Here is a 19,960-nt window from a genome sequence, read left to right as displayed (position 1 = left end):
TTTAAGCATTCTGCACTGGTGGTGGGTTGCGTTTATTTTTATAATGGTCATTCAACAAACCAACAGAGGACCAACGGCAAATGACAACCGACGTCACGAGTTGTGTGAAGAAAAGCCGTGGCCGACCAAAAGTGTTTGACAGGGATGCAGCGCTTGATAAGGCCATGACTCTCTTCTGGCAACATGGGTATGAAGCGACCTCGCTTTCCGATCTGGTAGAAGCCACCGGAGCTAAAGCGCCGACGCTGTATGCTGAATTTACCAATAAAGAGGGGCTGTTCAGGGCGGTGCTGGACAGGTACATTTCGCGCTTTGCGGCGAAACACGAAGCCCAGCTATTTTGTGAAGAGAAAAGCGTTGAACAGGCGCTACGGGATTACTTCACCGCCATTGCCACCTGCTTCACCAGTAAAGAGACGCCCGCGGGCTGCTTTATGATTAACACCTCTGCCACCCTGGCGGCAGCATCAAAAGAGATCGCCAATACGGTGAAATCGCGTCATGCGATGCAGGAGGAGACGCTCAGCGCATTTCTGGCTCAGCGCCAGCAGCGCGGTGAAATTCCCGCGCACTGCCAGCCTCAGATGCTGGCGCAATACCTGAGTTGTATTTTACAGGGAATGTCGATCAGCGCCCGTGAAGGGGCGACGCTGGAAAAACTGCAGAACATTTCCGACACCACGCTGCGCCTGTGGCCTGAACTGCTCAAAATCTGACGCAAAAAAAAGCTCCTCAGCCTGAGCGCTTGAGGAGCTAAGTTCAGAGAACATCTTTTTTACGCTTTGTTATTCAGTACCAGCTGGCCGTTTCCATCCAGTGGAATTTGGGTGCCCGGGTCTTTATCCATGCGGATTTTGCCCTGCTGATCGCCAATTTTGTAGGTCACGTCATAGCCCAGCATTTTTTCCGACTTGTCATAGACGGTTTTACAGCGCTGCTGGGTCGTGGTGTAAGTATCGTTATCCTGCATTGCGCCCTGCACCTGGTTACCGGCATAGCCGCCACCCAGCGCGCCGACCACGGTCGCGACATCTTTACCCCGACCACCGCCAAACTGGTGACCAATCACCCCACCCGCTACCGCACCCAGAACAGAGCCGGCAATACGGTTTTCATCCTGTACCGGACGACGGTGGGTTACGGAGACGTTACGGCACTCCTGACGTGGGGTTTTTACGGTTTCTTTAATAGGCGTTGCAGAAACCACCTGCGCATACTGCGGGCCGCGATCTAAAACGTTGAGACTGGCAACAGCAGCCACACCTAACGCAGCTGCGACGCCGATCCCTATACCCGCCAACATTGATTTATTCACGGGACTTCCTCCTTTGTTGCTATTGGTAACAATTCTGCTATGGAGGCGCGGCTTCGCCAATAAGACAAAGGATCAAAAAGTGGACATCGGGGAGAGATATATCGCGTTTAGGAGAACTCTTAGGCACCTAATCCACGACGAGCAGCATGATATGCTAAAAAATCCCTCCGGAGGGCCCGGAGGGAGTGAAAGATTAGTGCAGCTTCAGACGTGGACGAATGACGCGGTTGATTCTGCCCACCAGCATCATCAGGCCCGTTTTAAAGTAGCCGTGCAGCGCGATCTGGTGCATACGGTACAGGGAGATATACACGAAGCGTGCAATGCGCCCTTCCACCATCATCGAGCCACGCATCAGGTTACCCATCAGGCTACCGACGGTAGAGAAGTTTGACAGCGATACCAGAGAACCGTGGTCTTTATAGACATACGCCTTCATTGGCTTGCCTTTGTACTGCGCCAGGATGTTGTGCAGCACCAGGCTTGCCATCTGGTGCGCGGCCTGAGCGCGCGGCGGCACGAAGCCCCCTTCAGGACGCGCGCAGGAGGCACAGTCACCAATAGCGAAGATTTCAGGGTCGCGCGTGGTTTGCAGCGTCGGCTCGGTGACCAGTTGGTTAATGCGGTTCGTCTCCAGACCACCGATATCTTTCATAAAGTCAGGCGCTTTGATACCTGCCGCCCAGACCATCAGATCCGCTTTGATGTACTCGCCGTCTTTGGTGTGCAGTCCACCTTCGTCAGCGCTGGTCACCATGGTCTGCGTCAGGACGCGCACGCCCAGTTTCGTCAGTTCATTGTGCGCTGCGCCGGAAATGCGCGGAGGCAGCGCAGGCAGAATACGCTCACCCGCTTCAACCAACGTCACGTTCAGCGCTTCGTTAGTTAACCCTTTGTAACCGTAGCTGTGCAGCTGTTTAACCGCATTGTGCAGCTCTGCGGACAGCTCAACGCCTGTCGCGCCGCCGCCGACAATGGCAATGTTAACCTTGCCATTCGCACCCAGATTGCTGGTGTACTTCAGGAACAGGTTCAGCATTTCCTGATGGAAACGACGCGCCTGGTGCGGGTTATCGAGGAAGATACAGTGCTCTTTAACGCCCGGCGTGTTGAAGTCGTTGGAGGTACTGCCGAGCGCCATCACCAGCGTGTCATACGCCAGCTTGCGCTCGGGGACCAGCAGCTCGCCTTTTTCATCACGCAGCTCGGCCAGGGTAATGGTTTTGCTCTCACGGTTGATGTCAACCACCGAGCCCAGCTGGAACTGGAAATGATGGTTGCGCGCGTGCGCCAGATAGCTCAGCGCGTCCACGCCCTCATCCAGTGAGCCGGTCGCCACTTCGTGCAGCAGCGGTTTCCACAGGTGGCTATGGTTACGATCCACCAGCGTGATTTTGGCTTTTTTACCGCGCCCCAGCTTCTTGCCTAACTGTGTGGCCAGCTCCAGCCCGCCAGCACCACCGCCTACAATCACTATCTTTTTCAATGGCGTAGTCAACGTGACCCCCTCAAATTATTAACCAATTGTTAATTAAAAGTTATGAAAATAACCCTTAATTAACAACAGGTTACAGCACTGAAACCATTCAGGTGCATTGAGAATAACACGTCAGGCGCATTGGTCATACCAAAATTGATATGCATCAAGTTTTGATGGCTTAAAAGTAGACAATTCTGGACAAAAAGAAACCCGGTGCGCGTTCGCGACCGGGTTTCTGAAGTGGCAGGCTGTGGTTTAGCCCAGCGTTTTAAAGGCTTTGATGCGCTGGAGGTGCGGGGAGATGTTCTTGAACTTGTGGGTCTGCTCTTCGTCCCAGACAATCTCGTAATAGTGATGCAGCAGCTCTGCGGCCCGATGGCTGTTCAGTGCTTCATCATTACGCGAGAGGATCACCAGACAGCGATCGCGGTTTTTCTCACGGAAGTTGCTCACGCACTTGGTCGCAATATCGACATACTCTTCCGGGCGGTCAATTTTGCCTTCCATGTTCTCATTCGGGAAAAGGTTAGGATTGAAGACCACCTGGCGGATGTCGCACAGGAAGCCAATCCGCTCCGCCCAATAGCCGCCCAGCCCCACGCCGCAAATCAACGGGCGATCGTCGACGTTAAGCTGCAGCATCTTGTCCACCTCTTTGAGCAGATGCTGCATATCATGCTTCGGATGGCGCGTGCTGTAGCTAATCAGCCGTACATCGGGATCGATAAACTGCAGCTGTAGCACCTTCTCATGATTACCAGGACTGTTTGAGTCAAAACCGTGTAAATAGATGATCATTGTCTTCTCACCACGCTACGCCTTCCGGGAGGGTTTACAGGCTGGCTTTATGTGCCTGCCAGCGCTCATTCAGGTCTTCAAGCCGGGCGTTGACCGACTTCCAGCGCGCCGAATCCATCAGCTCCTGACGGCTAAATGAACCTTTATGATACAAATGCGTAACACGCTCTGCATTGATCGGTGACAGGTTATCCAACACGCTAACGGCACCTTTACGATTATTGCAGACCAGGATCATATCGCAACCTGCATCCAGCGAGGCCTGACCGCGCTCAGCATAGCTGCCCATGATTGCCGCCCCTTCCATCGACAGGTCGTCGGAGAAAATGACGCCGTTGAAACCCAGCTCCTGGCGCAGAACGGTTTTCAGCCAGTGCGGGGAGCCGCTGGCAGGACGCGGATCAACGTCGCTGTAAATCACGTGCGCAGGCATAATGGCGTCCAGCTTGTTATCGGTGATAAGCGAGCGGAACACCGACATATCTTTGGCGCGAATTTCCGCTTCCGGACGCGGGTCGCGCGGGGTCTCTTTGTGGGAATCCGCCGTCACCGCCCCGTGGCCCGGGAAGTGTTTCCCGGTGGTTTTCATTCCCGCATCGTGCATCCCGTCGATAAACCGGGTCGCCATTTCCAGCGCAATACGCGGATCTTCATGGTAGGAGCGCTCGCCAATCGCGGCGCTGATATGGCCCACGTCCAGCACCGGGGCAAAGCTGATGTCGATATCCATGGCAATCATTTCGCTGGCCATCAGCCAACCGGCTTCCTGCGCCAGTTTCCCACCCTCTTCCGTGCCGAGCAGCGCGGCGAAAGACTGGGCTGCCGGCAGGCGCGTAAAACCGTCGCGAAAACGCTGCACGCGGCCGCCTTCCTGATCGACGGCCACCACCAGATGATTGCGCGACGCGGCGCGGATCTGGCGCACCAGTTCACGCAGTTGCGCCGGATCGTGATAGTTGCGGGTAAACAGGATCAGGCCGCCCACCAGCGGATGCGCCAGAATTTCACGCTCCTCCGCATCCAGCTCAAACCCTTCTACATCCAACATGACTGGACCCACACTCACCTCTCTTATCCTTTCGTTTGTAACTGGCGCCAGGCATCGTCTGCCAGCGCAATAAATTGTTTATCTCTGGACTGCTGCAAACGCATCTCAAACCAGCCCGCCATCAGCATGATGACCCAGGGCCGCCAGCGTCTCACCTGGTGTGCCAGCGCATCGGCGTTAAAGTGCGCAACGCTGGCATACTCTCTGATGAGTTTCTGCCGCGCGGCTTCACTTTCCGTCCAGACCGCGGCCAGCTCCAGCGCCACATCGCCGTCTCCGGCATATTCCCAGTCGATAAGCCTGGCGCCCTGTGGCGTATGCACGATGTTCCCGGCGTGCACATCCATATGTAACGGCGAGAGCCGAATCGGTTGCGGCTCGCCCGCTTTACGCAGCCGTTTGAGATGCGCAAGCCACACTGGGGTACGTCTTGCTGGAGAGGCTTGTTGCCAGTAGTTTTCCAGCAGTGGAAGTAAGGCGATTCGCCACCCCAGACGCTGTTGCTGGTGCAGATGATACAGCATCGCCGCAAGCGCTGGGGTGTCCGGCAGCGCGCTTTTCACCTCCCCTTCCAGATAGTCGACGGCCATCCAGCCCTTGCTGAAAAATCGGGGTTCAGGCACGAGATCCGACGGAAGGCGTTTGAGGGCGCGAAACTGACGGCGAAACTGGAAAGCCGGGGCGAAGGGATCGTGGTTCTGCCGCAAGACCAGACGGTGCGCGCCCCGCGCTATAATGCAACTCGCGCCGCTAAGCCCGGAGTGGGCCTGCGGCGCGATAAGGCGGTACTGTGGAAAATAACGCGTCAGAATCTCTTCACGCGTGGTGTCATTGTTGCGTAACCGCACCTTTACCTGACCAGATAATTTCGCCTGTCTGAACCAGCATCAGCTGCATCTGCAGGGCTGGGGTATTCACGTTACCGGTCGCATTAGAGTACAGCACATACTGGGCGCCAACGTTGCGGGCAATGCCAATCGCCTTGCTGCGGGTGCCGAGGCTATCCTGCGGCGACAGGCCCAGCTGCTGTTTGGCTAACGCGAGCTGTTGAGCAGAGACCAGCGTAAACTTACCGTTGTTTGCCAGTGCATTGCGCAGCGTTTCTGTCGCTTCGCCCGCGTTCAGCGAACCGTTGGTACGGTTGTTCACGCTATCGACCAGCAGCACGCTGCCTGCCGTCACGCCCTGAGCCTGCAGCATTTTACCGACCATCGGCTGCATCGCACCGTTCCAGTCGTAATGGCGCACGCGCGGCGCAGGTTGTGACGTCTGGTCCTGATGTTCAATCGGGCCAGGCTGTGACGGAATAGACGGTACAGACGGCACGGTTGGCTGGGTCTGCGTTGGCGGTGTCGGCTGCTCGGTACCCGGCTTTGCCTCTTCCACAGGTGCTGGCTGTTCTGTACGGGTCACACACCCTGCAAGGAACAGCGCGAATGCGGTCACGAGCGCATAACGGCTCATATTTTTAATCAAGGTTCACCCCTTAGAGATAAAGATAAAGTCTCACCTTATGCGCACCCAGATAGCTGGCGCTGTCATAGAGCGTTACCGACGACCTTGCCGGAAGAGTGACGCTGCGCGGCGCCTCCAGCGGGTGCATCTCAAGACCTCTTACGTCATACCAGAAAAAACGGTAGTGGACCGTCACCGGTTCATTTCTTTCGTTATAGAGCGTAGAGGAGGCAGAAGATTTAATTTCACTGATGGTCAGTGCGGGCTGTTGCGCCGTGATGCCCGCAGCCAGCACGGAGGATTCCATCACCAGCGTCTGTTCATCGCTGACGGGGATCGCCGGACGCGTGCTGCACCCCACAACCATCATCGTCATTACCAGCGCTGCAATACGCCCTTTAAACATGTTACAGACCTTTGTGAGCCAGCATCGGTCCCAGCGGACGTCCACCCAGCAGATGCATGTGAATATGATAAACTTCCTGGCCGCCATGACGATTACAGTTCATGATCAGACGATAACCGTCTTCCGCTATGCCTTCCTGCTCGGCAATTTTCGCCGCCACCGTCAGCATACGACCTAACGCCACTTCGTGCTCGGTTTTTACGTCGTTTACGGTCGGAATCAGAATATTAGGAATGATAAGGATGTGTGTCGGTGCCTGAGGGGAAATGTCCCGGAAAGCCGTTACCAGTTCATCCTGATAGACGATATCCGACGGGATTTCGCGGCGAATAATTTTACTGAAAATCGTTTCTTCAGCCATGACCTTTTCCTTTTTTGTTAGGTGCGTCCGCTGTTAACACACTCTCTGGAGGACTGTGTGACACAATTCAAGAGTATGAGCGAGTTTCTCCTGTCCTTTCAACCTTCTCCCCCGAATTCTTTGCTGAATATTCATCAGCTGACTGAAGAGTGACCGCTCGCGTGCCTTAACGGGCTGAAACATTATTTCAGTTTCGCACGACACATCTGTTTACAGCATTAATGGCAATGCGTATATTTCGCATTTGCATTTTCATGCGCATTTTTAACATAGAAAACGACGTCAGACCGTATTTGTGGGACTGACGCAAACACTCTTCACCGTTCATAAGGGTTTGATAATGTCTTTCATTGATCACACCAGGGATGGGCAACGTCAGCCTGTCGCAACACCTTCGTTGCTGGCAGCCTGTATTGCTATGGCATTGACGCCAGCCGCCGCTTTCGCTGCATCAGCAACCGAAGACACCGTCGTCGTGGATGGAGGTTTTGACAATACGCAGGATCCTTCCGCAAGTCAGGACCGGGATTACAGCGTAAAAACCACCACCACCGGCACAAAGCTGTTGCTGGTTCCACGCGATATCCCACAGTCCGTTAGCGTGATTAGCCAGCAGCGTATGGCAGATCAGAACCTGCAGTCCATCGGTCAGGTGTTGACTAACACCACGGGCGTAACGGCGCAGGTGCAGGACAGCGATCGTACCGTCTTTTACTCGCGCGGATTTTTCGTCAGTAACTACGCGTATGACGACCTGCCCACCTCCATCAGCGAAGTGTGGAACTTCGGCGACACCGCCGCCGATACCGCGATTTACGACCGTATCGAAGTGGTTCGCGGCGCAACCGGGCTGATGTCCGGCACCGGTAACCCGGCGGCGTACGTCAATATGGTGCGTAAGCATGCGGACAGCAATGAGTTCAAAGGCAATGTCTCCGCCAGCTACGGCAGCTGGGACAAGCAGCGCTACGTGCTGGATCTCCAGGCACCGCTGGTAGAGTCCGGGAAAGTACGGGGACGCCTGATTACGGGCTATCAGGACAACGACAGCTTCGTGGATAACTACCACTACCGGAAGAAGTTCCTCTACGGCGTGGTGGATGCGGATGTCACCGACAGCACCACCCTCTCTGTAGGGTATGAATATCAGGAAAGCCACACCGCCGATCCGACCTGGGGCGGATTGCCGACCTGGTACAGCGACGGGAGTAAAACCGACTACAATCGCAGCCAGACCGTCGCGCCTGACTGGGCCTACTCAGACAAGGATAGCACCCGCATCTTCGCTAACCTGACCCAGCGTTTCGACAACGGCTGGGAAGCGCACGTCAACGGCATGCACGCGGAGACCAACTTCGACAGCAAGCTGATGTATATGTCCGGCTATCCGGAAAAAGAGACCGGGGCGGGCATGGTTGGCTACGGCGGCTGGAACAGAGGTGAACGCAAACAGGATGCGGTTGATGCCTTCCTGCGCGGCGGCTTCGATCTTTTCGGCCGCCAGCATGAGATGATGTTTGGCGGCAGCTTCAGCCGACAGCGCAACCACTATGACAACAGAATGCCGGATGCGCTGTACGGCATGGTGGACGTGGGGAATTTCAAAAACTGGAACGGAAATATCGCCGATCCGCAGTGGACCCCGTGGAAGCTCTACAGCCAGGATGACATTCGCCAGTCCTCAGCGTACACCTCCGCCCGCTTCTCGCTGGCTGACCCGCTGCACCTGATCCTCGGGGCGCGCTACACCAACTACAACATTCGCTATAACCCGGCGGGCTCTCCTGACACCCGCCTGGAAAGCACTGAAGATGACGTAACGCCTTACGCGGGCCTGGTCTACGATATCAACGAAGACTGGTCGACCTACGTCAGCTATACCTCCATCTTCCAGCCGCAGGACAAGCGCGACGCCAGCGGACGTTATCTCGATCCGACCACGGGCAAAAGCTACGAAGCCGGTGTTAAAGCAGACTGGTTTAATACCCGTCTGACCACCTCGCTGGCGATTTTCCGCATCGAGCAGGATAACGTGGCGAGCAACACCTATACCTACATGCCGAGCGGTGAGTCGATTTATGAATCGCTGGACGGCGTGGTCAGCAAAGGGATTGAGTTCGAGCTGAACGGCGCCCTGACCGATAACTGGCAGCTGACGTTCGGCGCGACCCGCTACATTGCGGAAGATAAGAACGGCAGCGCTGTCAGTTCCGATCAGCCGCGCACGACAATGAAGCTGTTTACCCGTTATCAACTGCCAATGCTGCCGGCGCTGACGGTAGGCGGTGGCGTAAACTGGCAGAACAAAGTGTGGACGGATGTGGACGGTGGCCCGGCGGGACAATCCCGCGCAGAGCAAGGCAGCTACGGACTGGTTAACCTGTTCAGCCGCTATCAGGTCACCAAAGATTTTGCTATTCAGGCGAACGTCAACAACCTGTTCGACAAAGAGTATTACGATTACGTCGGCTCTTACGTGGTTTATGGCGCACCGCTGAACGTCTCGGTGAGCGCAAGCTACGACTTCTGAGTGTTGGCACAACAAACCACAGCAATAAAAAAGGCAGCCATTCGGCTGCCTTAGTCTCCCCAGGTCACAGCTTAGCTGTTGCGGATGTACTCATCCATTTCGGTTTTCAGGTTATCGGATTTAGTACCGAAGATAGCCTGAACGCCCGAACCTGCAACAACCACGCCCGCTGCACCCAGTTTTTTCAGACCCGGCTGGTCCACTTTCGCAACGTCGGCAACGCTCACACGCAGACGAGTGATGCACGCGTCCAGGTTAGTGATGTTCTCTTTACCGCCGAACGCAGCAACCAGTGCCGGAGCCATTTCGCTGGTCGCGCCTGCTTTGCTGTCTTCAGTTGCATCTTCACGACCCGGAGTTTTCAGGTCCAGTGCTTTGATCAACACGCGGAAGATGGTGTAGTAAACAACGGCGTAGCACGCACCCACGATTGGGAACAGCCACAGCTTGCTGCTGTTACCGGACAGAACGATAAAGTCGATCAGGCCGTGAGAGAAGGACGTACCGTCACGCATACCCAGCAGGATACAGATTGGGAACGCCAGGCCAGCCAGTACAGCGTGGATGATGTACAGGATTGGCGCAACGAACATGAAGGAGAACTCGATCGGCTCGGTGATACCGGTCAGGAACGAGGTCAGCGCTGCGGAGATCATGATACCGCCCACTTTTGCACGGTTTTCTGGCTTAGCAGAGTGCCAGATTGCAATCGCAGCAGCCGGCAGGCCGTACATTTTGAACAGGAAGCCACCAGACAGTTTACCTGCAGTTGGGTCACCCGCCATGTAACGTGGGATATCGCCGTGGAACACCTGACCTGCTGCGTTAGTGAATTCACCAATCTGCATCTGGAATGGAACGTTCCAGATGTGGTGCAGACCGAATGGCACCAGGCAACGCTCGATGAAGCCGTAGATACCGAACGCGACAACCGGGTTCTGGTAAGCAGCCCACTGAGAGAAGGTCTGGATAGCGGAACCGATTGGTGGCCAGATGAAGGACAGGATCACGCCAGTGAAAATCGCTGCCAGACCAGAAATGATCGGAACAAAACGCTTGCCCGCGAAGAAGCCCAGATACTCAGGCAGCTTGATGCGATAGAAGCGGTTGAACATATACGCTGCAATCGCACCGGAGATGATACCGCCCAGAACACCGGTATCTGCCAGGTGTTTCGCGGCAATCTCTTCTGCCGGTAAATGCAGAACCAGCGGCGCAACCACAGCCATGGTTTTCACCATGATGCCGTAAGCAACCACTGCAGCCAGCGCAGAAACGCCGTCGTTATTGGTGAAGCCCAGCGCCACACCGATAGCGAAGATCAGAGGCATGTTAGCAAAGACGGAACCGCCTGCTTCAGCCATCACATGGGAAACTACGGCTGGCAGCCAGCTGAAGTTAGCAGAACCGACACCCAGCAGGATACCTGCGATAGGCAGTACGGATACTGGCAGCATCAGCGATTTACCGACCTTTTGCAGGTTAGCAAATGCATTCTTAAACATAATTGAGAGTGCTCCTGAGTATTTGTGCTTTTTTTACGCTTTCACGCATTGGCCCGGGGGGAGTACCGTGCCGTGGACAGGACATCTAAGCGCCCTTTATTTATTACACAGAGTAAAATAATTCCCTCTGAGTTTGTTTGACGGCTATCACGTTTCAGCTTAAGACGGTCGAAAAACTTTCAGTAATTTACAAAAAGCATGTCTGGATGTTTCTAAGAACACCGTCACCGCCCCAAATGAGGCGGTGAACTTTACTCGTTTTATTTATTAATTACGAGCCTAAAAAAAACAGGCTTATCAGACGGATTGCAGGCGGGCGGGGTCGATATGGAACAGCGCAGAGAAGTTTTGCGTCGTGACGCGGGCCAGCTCTTCGATACTGACGCCTTTAAGCACGGCCATGTACTCTGCGACGTCTCGCGTCATGGCCGGCTGGTTCTCTTTACCGCGATGCGGTACCGGCGCCAGATACGGAGAGTCTGTTTCCACCAGAATGCGGTCGAGCGGGACATAGCGCGCAGCATCACGGAGCTGCTCAGCGTTACGGAACGTCACGATCCCGGAAAACGAAATATAAAACCCCAAATCAAGCAGTTTACCCGCCGTTTCTCTGTCTTCTGTGAAACAGTGTAGTACGCCACCGCAATCCGTCACGTTTTCTTCCCGGAGGATCGCCAGCGTATCGGCGCGCGCATCGCGCGTATGTACGATGACCGGTTTATTCAGTTCGCGGCCGATGCGGATATGGTTGCGGAAAGACGCCTGCTGGCGCGCTTTCGTTTCCGGCGTATAAAAATAGTCCAGCCCGGTTTCACCCATCGCCACGACGCCCGCTTCTGCTGCCAGTCGGCGCAGCTCTTCTACGTCATACTCTTCGTCCTGGTTCAGCGGATGAACGCCGCAGGAGAACACCACGTTATCGCGATCGCCCACCAGCTCACGCATTGAGCGATACCCTGGCAGCGTCGTCGCCACCGCAAGACAAAATTTCACATCGCGGGCAGCGGCTTTTGCCAGCACGTCATCCACGTCGTTGTGCAGGGATTGATAATCCAGGCCATCAAGATGGCAGTGTGAGTCGACTAAAAACATAATGTCTCTCTCAGAGATGGGAAACAGGCGGCGTAACGCCCGGTTGCAGGTAGTGTTCAATACGCAGTAACTGGTCGGTCAGCAAAAGCTCGCGATTAATACCCGTCACGGTTAAAAGCTGTTCGCGGCTCTCGCAAACATCATGAAGGATAGCGTGCAGAGACGCGCCTGTAAGGCGGCTTGCCAGCATGTTCACCAGGGGCCACGCGTCCGGGTTAGTCAGCAGCGTAGCCCCTTGCTGGATTTTTAGCGCATCGAGCAATAAGGAGGCCAGCCAGTGCAGACGCTCGACGGCCCGATCGCTATTCAGCGCAGGCAGTAAACTCAGCCAGTCCTGGTTGTTAAGTGAAGCCTCAACGGCCCGGCAGAGCGTTTCTCGCTGCGACCAGACGTCAGGCTGTAGTAATGCCAGCGCCGCCGCGGGGGCGCCGCTGCTGAGGCGCAGCGCAGACAACGCACTCTCCTGTGACGTTGTCACCTCTCGCTCAAGCCAGCTTAACGCCCACGATTCCTGAGGTACCGCCAGATGATGGAGACGACAACGGCTGCGCAGCGTCGCCAGTAAACGTCCCGGGTCCCGGCAGGAAAGGAAAAACCACGTCTTTTCCGGCGGCTCTTCCAGGGTTTTAAGCAGCGCGTTCGCCGCCGCCTCGGTAAGCAACGCAGCGTCGTTGAGCCAGACCACTTTTGCCCCGCCCAGACGCGCATGTTCGTACAGTTTCTCGCTGACTTCACGCACGGCATCAATGCCGAGCGCGCTTTTGCCCTTCTCAGGCTCAAGCGTGTAATAGTCAGGATGCGTGCCGGCCTGCATCAGCTGGCAGCCGCGGCATTTACCGCAGCTTTTATGCCCTTCCGGCTGCTGGCACATCAGAAAACGAGTGATGGCGTAGATCAACGCATCATCCCCCATTCCCGGCAACGCCTGAATCAGTAACGCATGATGCCCCCGACCTGCCTGATAGCTGGCGATCAGCTGTTCAAAGTGCGGGCGCAACCATGGATACCATTTCATGCCTGCTGCTCCTGTAGCCACTGCGTAACGGTCTGTTGAATATCGCGCGTGACGTCGTCCAGAGATTGCGTGGCGTCAATGGTACGAATTGCGCTGTCCCGTGCGGCCAGCTCAAGATAGCGCGCGCGCGTGCGGTTAAAGAAATCGAATGACTCTTGCTCAATGCGATCCAGTTCGCCGCGCGCGCGGGCGCGCCTGAGGCCCACTTCCGGGGTCACATCCAGGTAGAGGGTCAGGTCCGGGCGAAAATCCCCCAGTACGGCATCGCGAAGGGTTGCCAGCATCGCCTGGTCAATACCGCGTCCGCCACCCTGATAGGCCTGAGTCGACAGATCGTGACGGTCACCGATCACCCACTTGCCGTCGGCCAGCGCAGGTTTAATCACGGTCTCAACCAGCTGGACGCGCGCCGCATAGAACATCAGCACTTCGGCTTTGTCAGTAATAACCTCGTCGCCAACGGATTTAATATCCAGCACCAGACTGCGCAGTTTCTCCGCCAGCTGAGTACCGCCCGGCTCGCGGGTAAAGACCATGTCAGCGACGCCAAGCGATTTCAGCGTATCCACTACCACGTTACGGGCGGTGGTTTTACCCGCCCCTTCGAGTCCCTCAATGACAATGTATTTACTGCGCATTTTTTTCCTTAAGTGCCTTCAGATAGTCCTGAACAGAGCGATTATGGCTGGCAAGGTTGGTGTTAAAGGTATGCCCCCCTTTTCCATCAGCCACAAAATAGAGGTACGGTGTTTTGGCCGGGTGCGCGGCGGCTTTGAGCGAAGCCTCGCTCGGCGTGGCTATCGGGCCCGGCGGTAAGCCGTTAATCACGTAGGTATTATACGCCGTTGGCGTCTCCAGATCTTTTCTGGAGATCTTACCGGCATAGCTCTCGCCCATGCCGTAGATAACGGTCGGGTCGGTTTGCAGACGCATGCCGATGCGCAGGCGGTTGATAAATACCGACGCGACCCGGTCGCGCTCGGCCGCCACGGCCGTCTCTTTCTCAATGATCGAGGCCATTGTCACAAACTGGTTTTGATCTTGATAAGGCAGCCCGTCCATGCGCCCTTCCCAGGCGGAATCAACTGCCTCGACCATCTTTTTGTGTGCCCGTTTAAGAATCGCCACATCGATCGTGCCCGCCGTATACATCCAGGTGTCTGGCCAGAACCAGCCTTCCACCCACTCAGGATGTTCAAATTTCAGCACCTCGGCGACCGTCTCATAGCGGTCATCTTTGAGCGTGTGCTTGATGTAAGGCGCATCACGCAGCTGCTTGAGGTAATCGCTTAAGCGCATCCCTTCAACAAAGCGCAGCGGGAACTGTGCCTCTTTACCGCTTTCCAGCAGCTGCAGCATCTCTCTGACGGTCATGCCGGGCGTAAAGCGATAGGTACCAGCCTTGAAGTGAGACAGTTCAGGCTCGATACGCAATAACCACTGGAACACGCGTGGACGGTTGATGATTTTATCCCCGTAAAGCTGCTCGCCCAGCGCCATCCGCCCGGTACCGGCTTTCAGGGTAAAAATCGTCTCGTCTTTAATCAGGATTTTACTGTCCGCCAGCTGGCGAACCTTCCATACTCCCGCTCCGCCGGCAATACCCAGCGCAACAATCAGGAGAAGGACAAAGCGCAACATTTTCTTCATGACTTTCTGATTTGCTCACATATCGGGGCTAAAAACGTAAAGAGCTCTCGCGAAGACCAGCGCTGTTGACCATACGCCCGAACGGGTATAACAGGCATCAGCGCATTGCAGATCACAACTTCATCGGCGGACAGCAGCGCCTCTTCCTTCGCGTTTACTTCGACAACGCGAAAGCCTGCATGTGCCAGCTGTTGCAAACAAAACTGGCGCATGATGCCGTTAACCCCAGCCTGCTCCAGCGAAGGGGTGAAGACCTCACGGCCCTTCCGCCAGAGTAAATTAGCCGCACAGCATTCCGTAATGAACCCTTCGCTGTCAAGGACTAGCGCCTCATCGGCGTCCGTCTGTTCAAGATGAGTACGAATAAGCACCTGTTCAAGGCGGTTAAGATGTTTTATTCCGGCGAGCATAGGGTTTCGCCCCAGCCGTACCGGGCTTAGCGTCAACGTTACCCCCTCCTCACGCCAGAGTGCATAGTGAGCAGGATACGCTGATACGGAAAGAATACGCGTGGGATGCTGACAGGCGGAACCGCTGTACCCTCGCCCACCGCTGCCACGGCTAAGAATAACTTTTAAAACGCCGTTTGTATTACCTGACGCCAGCCGGCGCATCTCGCGCTCGAGAGTGTCCCACTGCATGAAGGGAATCAGCAATTTCTCGCAGGCTTTTTGTAAACGACGGATATGGGCGTCAAGCAGGCTCACCTCACCGTCAAGAATACGCGCAGTGGTGAAACAACCATCGCCAAACTGGATTGCCCTGTCGCTTGCCGGCAGCGTTTCTTGCTCAAGGCCATTAATGAGAAACATGGTGTCTCCTTATGCGTGGAGGCTCAGTCTGGCAGGATGTTAAAAGCCGGACAAGGGGATTTTCCCTAATAAAAAAGGCCCGCCAAGCGGACCTTTTTTTATAGCTTTCAGGCAGTCAGGCTCAGACCTTTTTGAAGATCAGAGAACCATTCGTACCGCCAAAGCCGAAGGAGTTACACAGGGTGTACTCCATACCGCTAACCTGACGCGCTTCGTGCGGAACGAAGTCCAGATCGCAACCTTCATCCGGGTTATCCAGGTTGATGGTTGGCGGCACAGCCTGATCGCGCAGCGCAAGGATAGAGTAGATTGACTCTACTGCACCCGCCGCACCCAGCAGGTGACCGGTCATGGATTTCGTGGAGCTGACCATTACGCGGCTGGCAGCCTCGCCGAAGATAGACTTAACCGCCTGCGCTTCTGCTTTATCGCCTGCAGGCGTAGAAGTGCCGTGCGCGTTAACGTAGCCAATCTGTGCAGGGGTAATACCCGCATCACGGATCGCATTTTCCATCGCCAGCGCAGCACCCGCGCCGTTCTCCGGAGGAGACGTCATGTGATACGCATCGCTGCTCATCCCGAAGCCAACGACTTCAGCATAAATTTTCGCACCACGTTTTTTCGCATGTTCGTACTCTTCCAGTACGAGCATACCTGCGCCGTCACCCAGCACGAAACCATCGCGGTCTTTATCCCACGGACGGCTCGCCGCCTGAGGGTTATCGTTACGGGTAGAGAGCGCACGCGCTGCGCCGAAACCACCAACACCCAGTGGGGTACTGGCTTTTTCAGCACCGCCCGCAACCATAGCATCTGCATCGCCGTACGCAATGATACGCGCGGCCTGGCCGATGTTATGTACGCCAGACGTACACGCAGTAGCGATAGAGATGCTTGGCCCACGCAGGCCGAACATAATGGTCAGGTGACCTGCCACCATGTTAACAATCGTGGACGGAACGAAGAACGGGCTGATCTTACGCGGTCCGCCATTCATCAGCGATGTATGGTTTTCCTCGATCAGGCCAAGACCACCAATCCCGGAGCCGATAGCGGCGCCGATACGGGTTGCGTTCTCTTCCGTAATCTCAAGGCCAGAATCCTGCATGGCCTGAACGCCAGCGACAATTCCATATTGAATGAAGGCATCCATCTTGCGCTGTTCTTTGCGCGAGATGATCTCTTCACAGTTAAAATCCTTTACTAAGCCAGCAAATTTCGTTGCATAGGCGCTAGTATCGAAATGGTCGATTAGGCTGATGCCGCTCTGACCGGCAAGGAGAGCTTTCCAGGTGGACTCTACGGTATTGCCGACAGGAGACAACATGCCAAGTCCGGTCACAACTACACGACGCTTAGACACGTTTGTCCTCCAGGGAGGGATAAAAAAAGAGATACGTGGGACTAAAAAAGATAAAACTCAGGCGGTCGAATGACCGCCTGGAGATGTTCACTTACGCCTGGTGGCCGTTGATGTAATCAATGGCAGCCTGAACGGTGGTGATTTTCTCAGCTTCTTCGTCCGGAATCTCAGTATCAAACTCTTCTTCCAGAGCCATTACCAGCTCAACGGTGTCAAGAGAATCTGCGCCCAGGTCTTCAACGAAGGAAGCGGAGTTCACAACTTCTTCCTGCTTAACGCCCAGCTGTTCGCCGATAATTTTCTTAACGCGTTCTTCGATAGTGCTCATACTCTTAAATTTCCTATCAAAACTCGCTTTCGCGATGGTTTTCGTAGTGTATAAAATGTTGAAAAATTTGCAACTAAATCCCGGCAGGTCTTACCACGATTTTACGTTATTTTGAGGCCATTTGCCCTAATAACGCAAATATTTTCGATCGTGATTAAACCATGTACATCCCGCCGTTGACGTGGAGGGTCTCACCAGTGATGTAACCCGCTTCGTCAGAGGCTAAAAATGCAACCGCACTGGCGATTTCTTTAGGGTCGCCAAGACGACCCGCCGGAACTGCCGCCAGCGTACCCGCACGCTGATCATCAGTCAGCGCACGCGTCATGTCCGTTTCAATAAAGCCCGGAGCAACAACGTTTACAGTAATCCCGCGGGACGCGACTTCACGCGCCAGCGACTTACTGAAACCGATCAGACCTGCTTTCGCCGCAGCGTAGTTAGCCTGACCAGCATTTCCCATGGTACCAACCACAGAACCAACAGTGATAATACGACCATGACGCTTTTTCATCATAGCGCGCATTACCGCTTTTGACAGACGGAATACAGATGACAGGTTGGTTTCGATAATATCGTTCCACTCATCATCTTTCATTCGCATCAGCAGGTTGTCGCGAGTGATCCCGGCATTATTGACCAGAATATCCACTTCACCAAACTCTGCGCGAATATTTTCCAGAACAGATTCGATAGATGCAGGTTCGGTCACATTCAGTACCAGACCTTTACCGTTCGCACCCAGATACTCGCTGATGGCCTGAGCGCCATTCTCGCTGGTTGCTGTACCAATCACCTTCGCGCCGCGCGCGACCAGTGTTTCAGCAATTGCACGCCCGATACCGCGGCTTGCGCCAGTAACCAGGGCAATTTTTCCTTCAAAACTCATGGTATTCCTCTTTTATTGCGAGAGTGCCGCTGACATCGCTTCCGGCTCGTTAATCGCCGAGGCAGTCAGGGTGTCAACAATACGTTTCGTCAGACCGGTGAGGACTTTACCAGGACCGACTTCATAAAGGTGCTCAACGCCCTGAGAGGCCATAAACTCAACGGTTTTGGTCCACTGTACCGGGCTATAGAGCTGGCGAACCAGTGCGTCACGGATAGCCTCCGGCGCGGTTTCGCATTTCACATCGACGTTGTTCACAACGGAAATCGTCGGTGCGTTAAAGGTAATTTTTTCCAGCTCAGCCGCCAGTTTCTCGGCTGCGGGCTTCATCAGTGCGCAGTGAGACGGTACGCTGACCGGCAGCGGCAGTGCGCGTTTGGCGCCCGCGGCTTTACAGGCAGCACCGGCACGTTCAACGGCCTCTTTATGACCAGCAATAACAACCTGGCCCGGCGAGTTGAAGTTAACCGGAGAAACCACCTGCCCTTCAGCAGATTCTTCACACGCTTTTGCAATCGCGGCATCATCCAGACCAATAATGGCAGACATGCCACCCGTTCCTTCTGGCACCGCTTCCTGCATGAATTTACCGCGCAGTTCTACCAGGCGCACCGCGTCAGCAAACGCAATCACACCGGCGCACACCAGCGCAGAGTATTCACCCAGGCTATGGCCCGCGAGCAGCGCTGGCGCTTGACCGCCCTGCTGCTGCCATACGCGCCACAGCGCAACGGACGCAGCCAGCAACGCTGGCTGAGTTTGCCAGGTTTTGTTCAGCTCTTCGGCCGGACCCTGTTGGGTCAGCGCCCACAGATCATAACCCAGCGCATCAGAAGCTTCACGAAAAGTCTCTTCAATGACCGGGTAGTTTGCTGCCATTTCAGACAACATCCCAACGGTTTGAGAACCCTGGCCCGGGAACACAAAAGCAAATTGCGTCATTTTTTATTCCTTATACTAGAAACGAACCAGCGCGGAACCCCAGGTGAACCCGCCACCGAAGGCTTCAAGCAAGACCAGCTGGCCCCGTTTGATTCGTCCGTCGCGTACCGCTTCATCAAATGCGCACGGTACCGACGCCGCAGAGGTGTTGCCGTGACGATCCAGCGTCACCACAACGTTATCCATCGACATGCCCAGCTTTTTAGCGGTGGCGCTGATGATACGCAGGTTCGCCTGATGCGGCACCAGCCAGTCGAGCGCGGTGCGTTCAAGGTTATTTGCTTCCAGCGTCTCATCGACAATGTGCGCAAGCTCGGTAACCGCCACCTTGAACACCTCGTTACCCGCCATGGTCAGGTAGATGGAGCTGTCCGGATTAACGCGATCGGCGTTAGGCAGCGTTAACAGCTCGCCGTAGCGGCCATCGGCATGCAGATGCGTGGAGATGATACCCGGCTCTTCGGACTGCCCCAGCAGCACCGCACCGGCACCATCACCGAAAATAATGATCGTTCCGCGATCGGTTGGATCGCAGGTACGCGCCAAAACGTCAGCACCGATAACCAGCGCATATTTGACGGAGCCAGATTTAACATACTGATCGGCAATGCTGAGCGCGTAGGTGAAACCTGCGCACGCGGCGGCAACGTCAAACGCCGGGCAGCCTTTAATACCGAGCATGTTCTGCACCTGACACGCCGCGCTTGGGAAAGCATGCGTGGCAGACGTCGTGGCAACCACGATCAAGCCAATCTCTTCTTTATCGATACCCGCCATTTCGATAGCGCGCTGTGCGGCTTCGTAACCCATGGTGGACACGGTTTCGTCTGGCGCGGCGATACGACGTTCACGGATACCTGTGCGCGTGACAATCCACTCGTCAGACGTATCTACCATTTTTTCCAGATCGGCGTTGGTACGCACTTGTTTTGGCAGGTAGCTGCCGGTACCTAAAATCTTCGTATACATGT

21 protein-coding genes are annotated in these 19,960 nt (G+C 55.2%); 2 read left to right on the top strand and 19 right to left on the bottom strand.

All coding sequences use genetic code 11. The features are described from left to right. Positions 1–80: 80 nt before the first annotated feature. The gene (gene comR, locus OKF39_RS09755) at positions 81–716 is read left to right on the top strand and encodes a TetR family copper-responsive transcriptional repressor ComR (protein WP_479983727.1); all 636 of its coding nucleotides are present in this window, start codon (positions 81–83) and stop codon (positions 714–716) included. 59 nt (positions 717–775) lie between these two features. Here comR and OKF39_RS09750 read toward each other — a convergent pair whose 3' ends face one another. The 8 genes from OKF39_RS09750 to hinT form a co-directional block, all read right to left on the bottom strand. Further along, complete coding sequence (locus OKF39_RS09750) at positions 776–1,315, bottom strand: glycine zipper 2TM domain-containing protein (RefSeq protein ID WP_028012731.1); 540 nt, start codon at positions 1,313–1,315, stop codon at positions 776–778. 193 nt (positions 1,316–1,508) lie between these two features. Continuing rightward, complete coding sequence (locus tag OKF39_RS09745; protein WP_028012730.1) at positions 1,509–2,813, bottom strand: NAD(P)/FAD-dependent oxidoreductase; 1,305 nt, start codon at positions 2,811–2,813, stop codon at positions 1,509–1,511. Positions 2,814–3,050: 237 nt separating this feature from the next. Continuing rightward, the gene (ycfP, locus tag OKF39_RS09740; protein WP_008500781.1) at positions 3,051–3,593 is read right to left on the bottom strand and encodes an alpha/beta hydrolase YcfP; all 543 of its coding nucleotides are present in this window, start codon (positions 3,591–3,593) and stop codon (positions 3,051–3,053) included. Positions 3,594–3,627: 34 nt separating this feature from the next. Beyond that, positions 3,628–4,653 (bottom strand): beta-N-acetylhexosaminidase, encoded by a 1,026-nt coding sequence (gene nagZ / locus OKF39_RS09735; RefSeq protein ID WP_045630221.1) that lies wholly within the window; start codon positions 4,651–4,653, stop codon positions 3,628–3,630. An 11-nt stretch (positions 4,654–4,664) separates the two neighbouring features. After that, complete coding sequence (thiK, locus tag OKF39_RS09730; RefSeq protein ID WP_041910506.1) at positions 4,665–5,489, bottom strand: thiamine kinase; 825 nt, start codon at positions 5,487–5,489, stop codon at positions 4,665–4,667. After that, the gene (gene lpoB / locus OKF39_RS09725; protein ID WP_088205017.1) at positions 5,470–6,114 is read right to left on the bottom strand and encodes a penicillin-binding protein activator LpoB; all 645 of its coding nucleotides are present in this window, start codon (positions 6,112–6,114) and stop codon (positions 5,470–5,472) included. The genes thiK and lpoB overlap by 20 nt, the downstream gene beginning before the upstream one ends. A 13-nt stretch (positions 6,115–6,127) precedes the next feature. Beyond that, on the bottom strand, positions 6,128–6,502 hold the full coding sequence (locus OKF39_RS09720) for a YcfL family putative periplasmic lipoprotein (protein ID WP_041910507.1): 375 nt from the start codon (positions 6,500–6,502) through the stop codon (positions 6,128–6,130). A 1-nt stretch (position 6,503) separates the two neighbouring features. Next, positions 6,504–6,863, bottom strand: coding sequence for a purine nucleoside phosphoramidase (gene hinT / locus OKF39_RS09715; RefSeq protein ID WP_006809243.1), 360 nt, complete (start codon positions 6,861–6,863; stop codon positions 6,504–6,506). Positions 6,864–7,203: 340 nt separating this feature from the next. On the opposite strand from hinT, the gene fhuE reads away from it, so the two are divergent. Further along, complete coding sequence (gene fhuE / locus OKF39_RS09710) at positions 7,204–9,393, top strand: ferric-rhodotorulic acid/ferric-coprogen receptor FhuE (RefSeq protein ID WP_063942646.1); 2,190 nt, start codon at positions 7,204–7,206, stop codon at positions 9,391–9,393. Between the two features lie 71 nt (positions 9,394–9,464). On the opposite strand, the gene ptsG is transcribed toward fhuE, so the two are convergent. The 11 genes from ptsG to OKF39_RS09655 form a co-directional block, all read right to left on the bottom strand. Further along, complete coding sequence (gene ptsG / locus OKF39_RS09705) at positions 9,465–10,898, bottom strand: PTS glucose transporter subunit IIBC (RefSeq protein ID WP_028012724.1); 1,434 nt, start codon at positions 10,896–10,898, stop codon at positions 9,465–9,467. 297 nt (positions 10,899–11,195) lie between these two features. Beyond that, entirely contained in the window at positions 11,196–11,990 is a 795-nt protein-coding gene (locus OKF39_RS09700) for a metal-dependent hydrolase (protein ID WP_028012723.1), read from the bottom strand. Between the two features lie 10 nt (positions 11,991–12,000). Continuing rightward, positions 12,001–13,005 carry a DNA polymerase III subunit delta' gene (holB, locus tag OKF39_RS09695; RefSeq protein ID WP_232928621.1) on the bottom strand — a complete coding sequence of 335 codons (1,005 nt, stop codon included), beginning with the start codon at positions 13,003–13,005 and terminating at the stop codon, positions 12,001–12,003. Then, positions 13,002–13,643: a dTMP kinase gene (gene tmk / locus OKF39_RS09690; RefSeq protein ID WP_041910511.1), complete on the bottom strand. Its 642-nt coding sequence runs from the start codon at positions 13,641–13,643 to the stop codon at positions 13,002–13,004. Before tmk ends, holB begins: the two co-directional genes overlap by 4 nt. Continuing rightward, a complete protein-coding gene (gene yceG, locus OKF39_RS09685) occupies positions 13,633–14,655 on the bottom strand; it encodes a cell division protein YceG (RefSeq protein WP_479983726.1) in 1,023 nt (340 codons plus the stop codon). Before yceG ends, tmk begins: the two co-directional genes overlap by 11 nt. Then, complete coding sequence (pabC, locus tag OKF39_RS09680) at positions 14,652–15,467, bottom strand: aminodeoxychorismate lyase (RefSeq protein WP_479983725.1); 816 nt, start codon at positions 15,465–15,467, stop codon at positions 14,652–14,654. The genes yceG and pabC overlap by 4 nt, the downstream gene beginning before the upstream one ends. A 121-nt stretch (positions 15,468–15,588) precedes the next feature. After that, a complete protein-coding gene (gene fabF, locus OKF39_RS09675) occupies positions 15,589–16,830 on the bottom strand; it encodes a beta-ketoacyl-ACP synthase II (protein WP_045630098.1) in 1,242 nt (413 codons plus the stop codon). A 91-nt stretch (positions 16,831–16,921) separates the two neighbouring features. Continuing rightward, on the bottom strand, positions 16,922–17,158 hold the full coding sequence (acpP, locus tag OKF39_RS09670) for an acyl carrier protein (protein ID WP_003857954.1): 237 nt from the start codon (positions 17,156–17,158) through the stop codon (positions 16,922–16,924). Between the two features lie 154 nt (positions 17,159–17,312). Further along, positions 17,313–18,047 (bottom strand): 3-oxoacyl-ACP reductase FabG, encoded by a 735-nt coding sequence (gene fabG, locus OKF39_RS09665; RefSeq protein ID WP_010429699.1) that lies wholly within the window; start codon positions 18,045–18,047, stop codon positions 17,313–17,315. Between the two features lie 12 nt (positions 18,048–18,059). Further along, positions 18,060–18,989 carry an ACP S-malonyltransferase gene (fabD, locus tag OKF39_RS09660; RefSeq protein WP_479983724.1) on the bottom strand — a complete coding sequence of 310 codons (930 nt, stop codon included), beginning with the start codon at positions 18,987–18,989 and terminating at the stop codon, positions 18,060–18,062. 15 nt (positions 18,990–19,004) lie between these two features. After that, positions 19,005–19,958, bottom strand: coding sequence for a beta-ketoacyl-ACP synthase III (locus OKF39_RS09655; RefSeq protein WP_041910515.1), 954 nt, complete (start codon positions 19,956–19,958; stop codon positions 19,005–19,007). Positions 19,959–19,960 lie beyond the last annotated feature (2 nt).

This window comes from Enterobacter cloacae complex sp. HYC042_NIDB (assembly GCF_056673315.1).
Note: the sequence above shows the minus strand (reverse complement) of the source record. Positions and strands in the feature narration are given on the sequence as shown.

Bases quoted from the DNA above. Each gene is read 5' to 3' on its own strand.
- tmk (WP_041910511.1), bottom strand. From the start codon at position 13,643: ATGCGCAGTAAATACATTGTCATTGAGGGACTCGAAGGGGCGGGTAAA.
- hinT (WP_006809243.1), bottom strand. From the start codon at position 6,863: ATGGCTGAAGAAACGATTTTCAGTAAAATTATTCGCCGCGAAATCCCG.
- ycfP (WP_008500781.1), bottom strand. From the start codon at position 3,593: ATGATCATCTATTTACACGGTTTTGACTCAAACAGTCCTGGTAATCAT.
- pabC (WP_479983725.1), bottom strand. From the start codon at position 15,467: ATGTTTCTCATTAATGGCCTTGAGCAAGAAACGCTGCCGGCAAGCGAC.
- OKF39_RS09700 (WP_028012723.1), bottom strand. From the start codon at position 11,990: ATGTTTTTAGTCGACTCACACTGCCATCTTGATGGCCTGGATTATCAA.
- acpP (WP_003857954.1), bottom strand. From the start codon at position 17,158: ATGAGCACTATCGAAGAACGCGTTAAGAAAATTATCGGCGAACAGCTG.
- ptsG (WP_028012724.1), bottom strand. From the start codon at position 10,898: ATGTTTAAGAATGCATTTGCTAACCTGCAAAAGGTCGGTAAATCGCTG.
- fabD (WP_479983724.1), bottom strand. From the start codon at position 18,989: ATGACGCAATTTGCTTTTGTGTTCCCGGGCCAGGGTTCTCAAACCGTT.
- fabG (WP_010429699.1), bottom strand. From the start codon at position 18,047: ATGAGTTTTGAAGGAAAAATTGCCCTGGTTACTGGCGCAAGCCGCGGT.
- yceG (WP_479983726.1), bottom strand. From the start codon at position 14,655: ATGAAGAAAATGTTGCGCTTTGTCCTTCTCCTGATTGTTGCGCTGGGT.
- fhuE (WP_063942646.1), top strand. From the start codon at position 7,204: ATGTCTTTCATTGATCACACCAGGGATGGGCAACGTCAGCCTGTCGCA.
- comR (WP_479983727.1), top strand. From the start codon at position 81: ATGACAACCGACGTCACGAGTTGTGTGAAGAAAAGCCGTGGCCGACCA.
- holB (WP_232928621.1), bottom strand. From the start codon at position 13,005: ATGAAATGGTATCCATGGTTGCGCCCGCACTTTGAACAGCTGATCGCC.
- OKF39_RS09655 (WP_041910515.1), bottom strand. From the start codon at position 19,958: ATGTATACGAAGATTTTAGGTACCGGCAGCTACCTGCCAAAACAAGTG.
- OKF39_RS09720 (WP_041910507.1), bottom strand. From the start codon at position 6,502: ATGTTTAAAGGGCGTATTGCAGCGCTGGTAATGACGATGATGGTTGTG.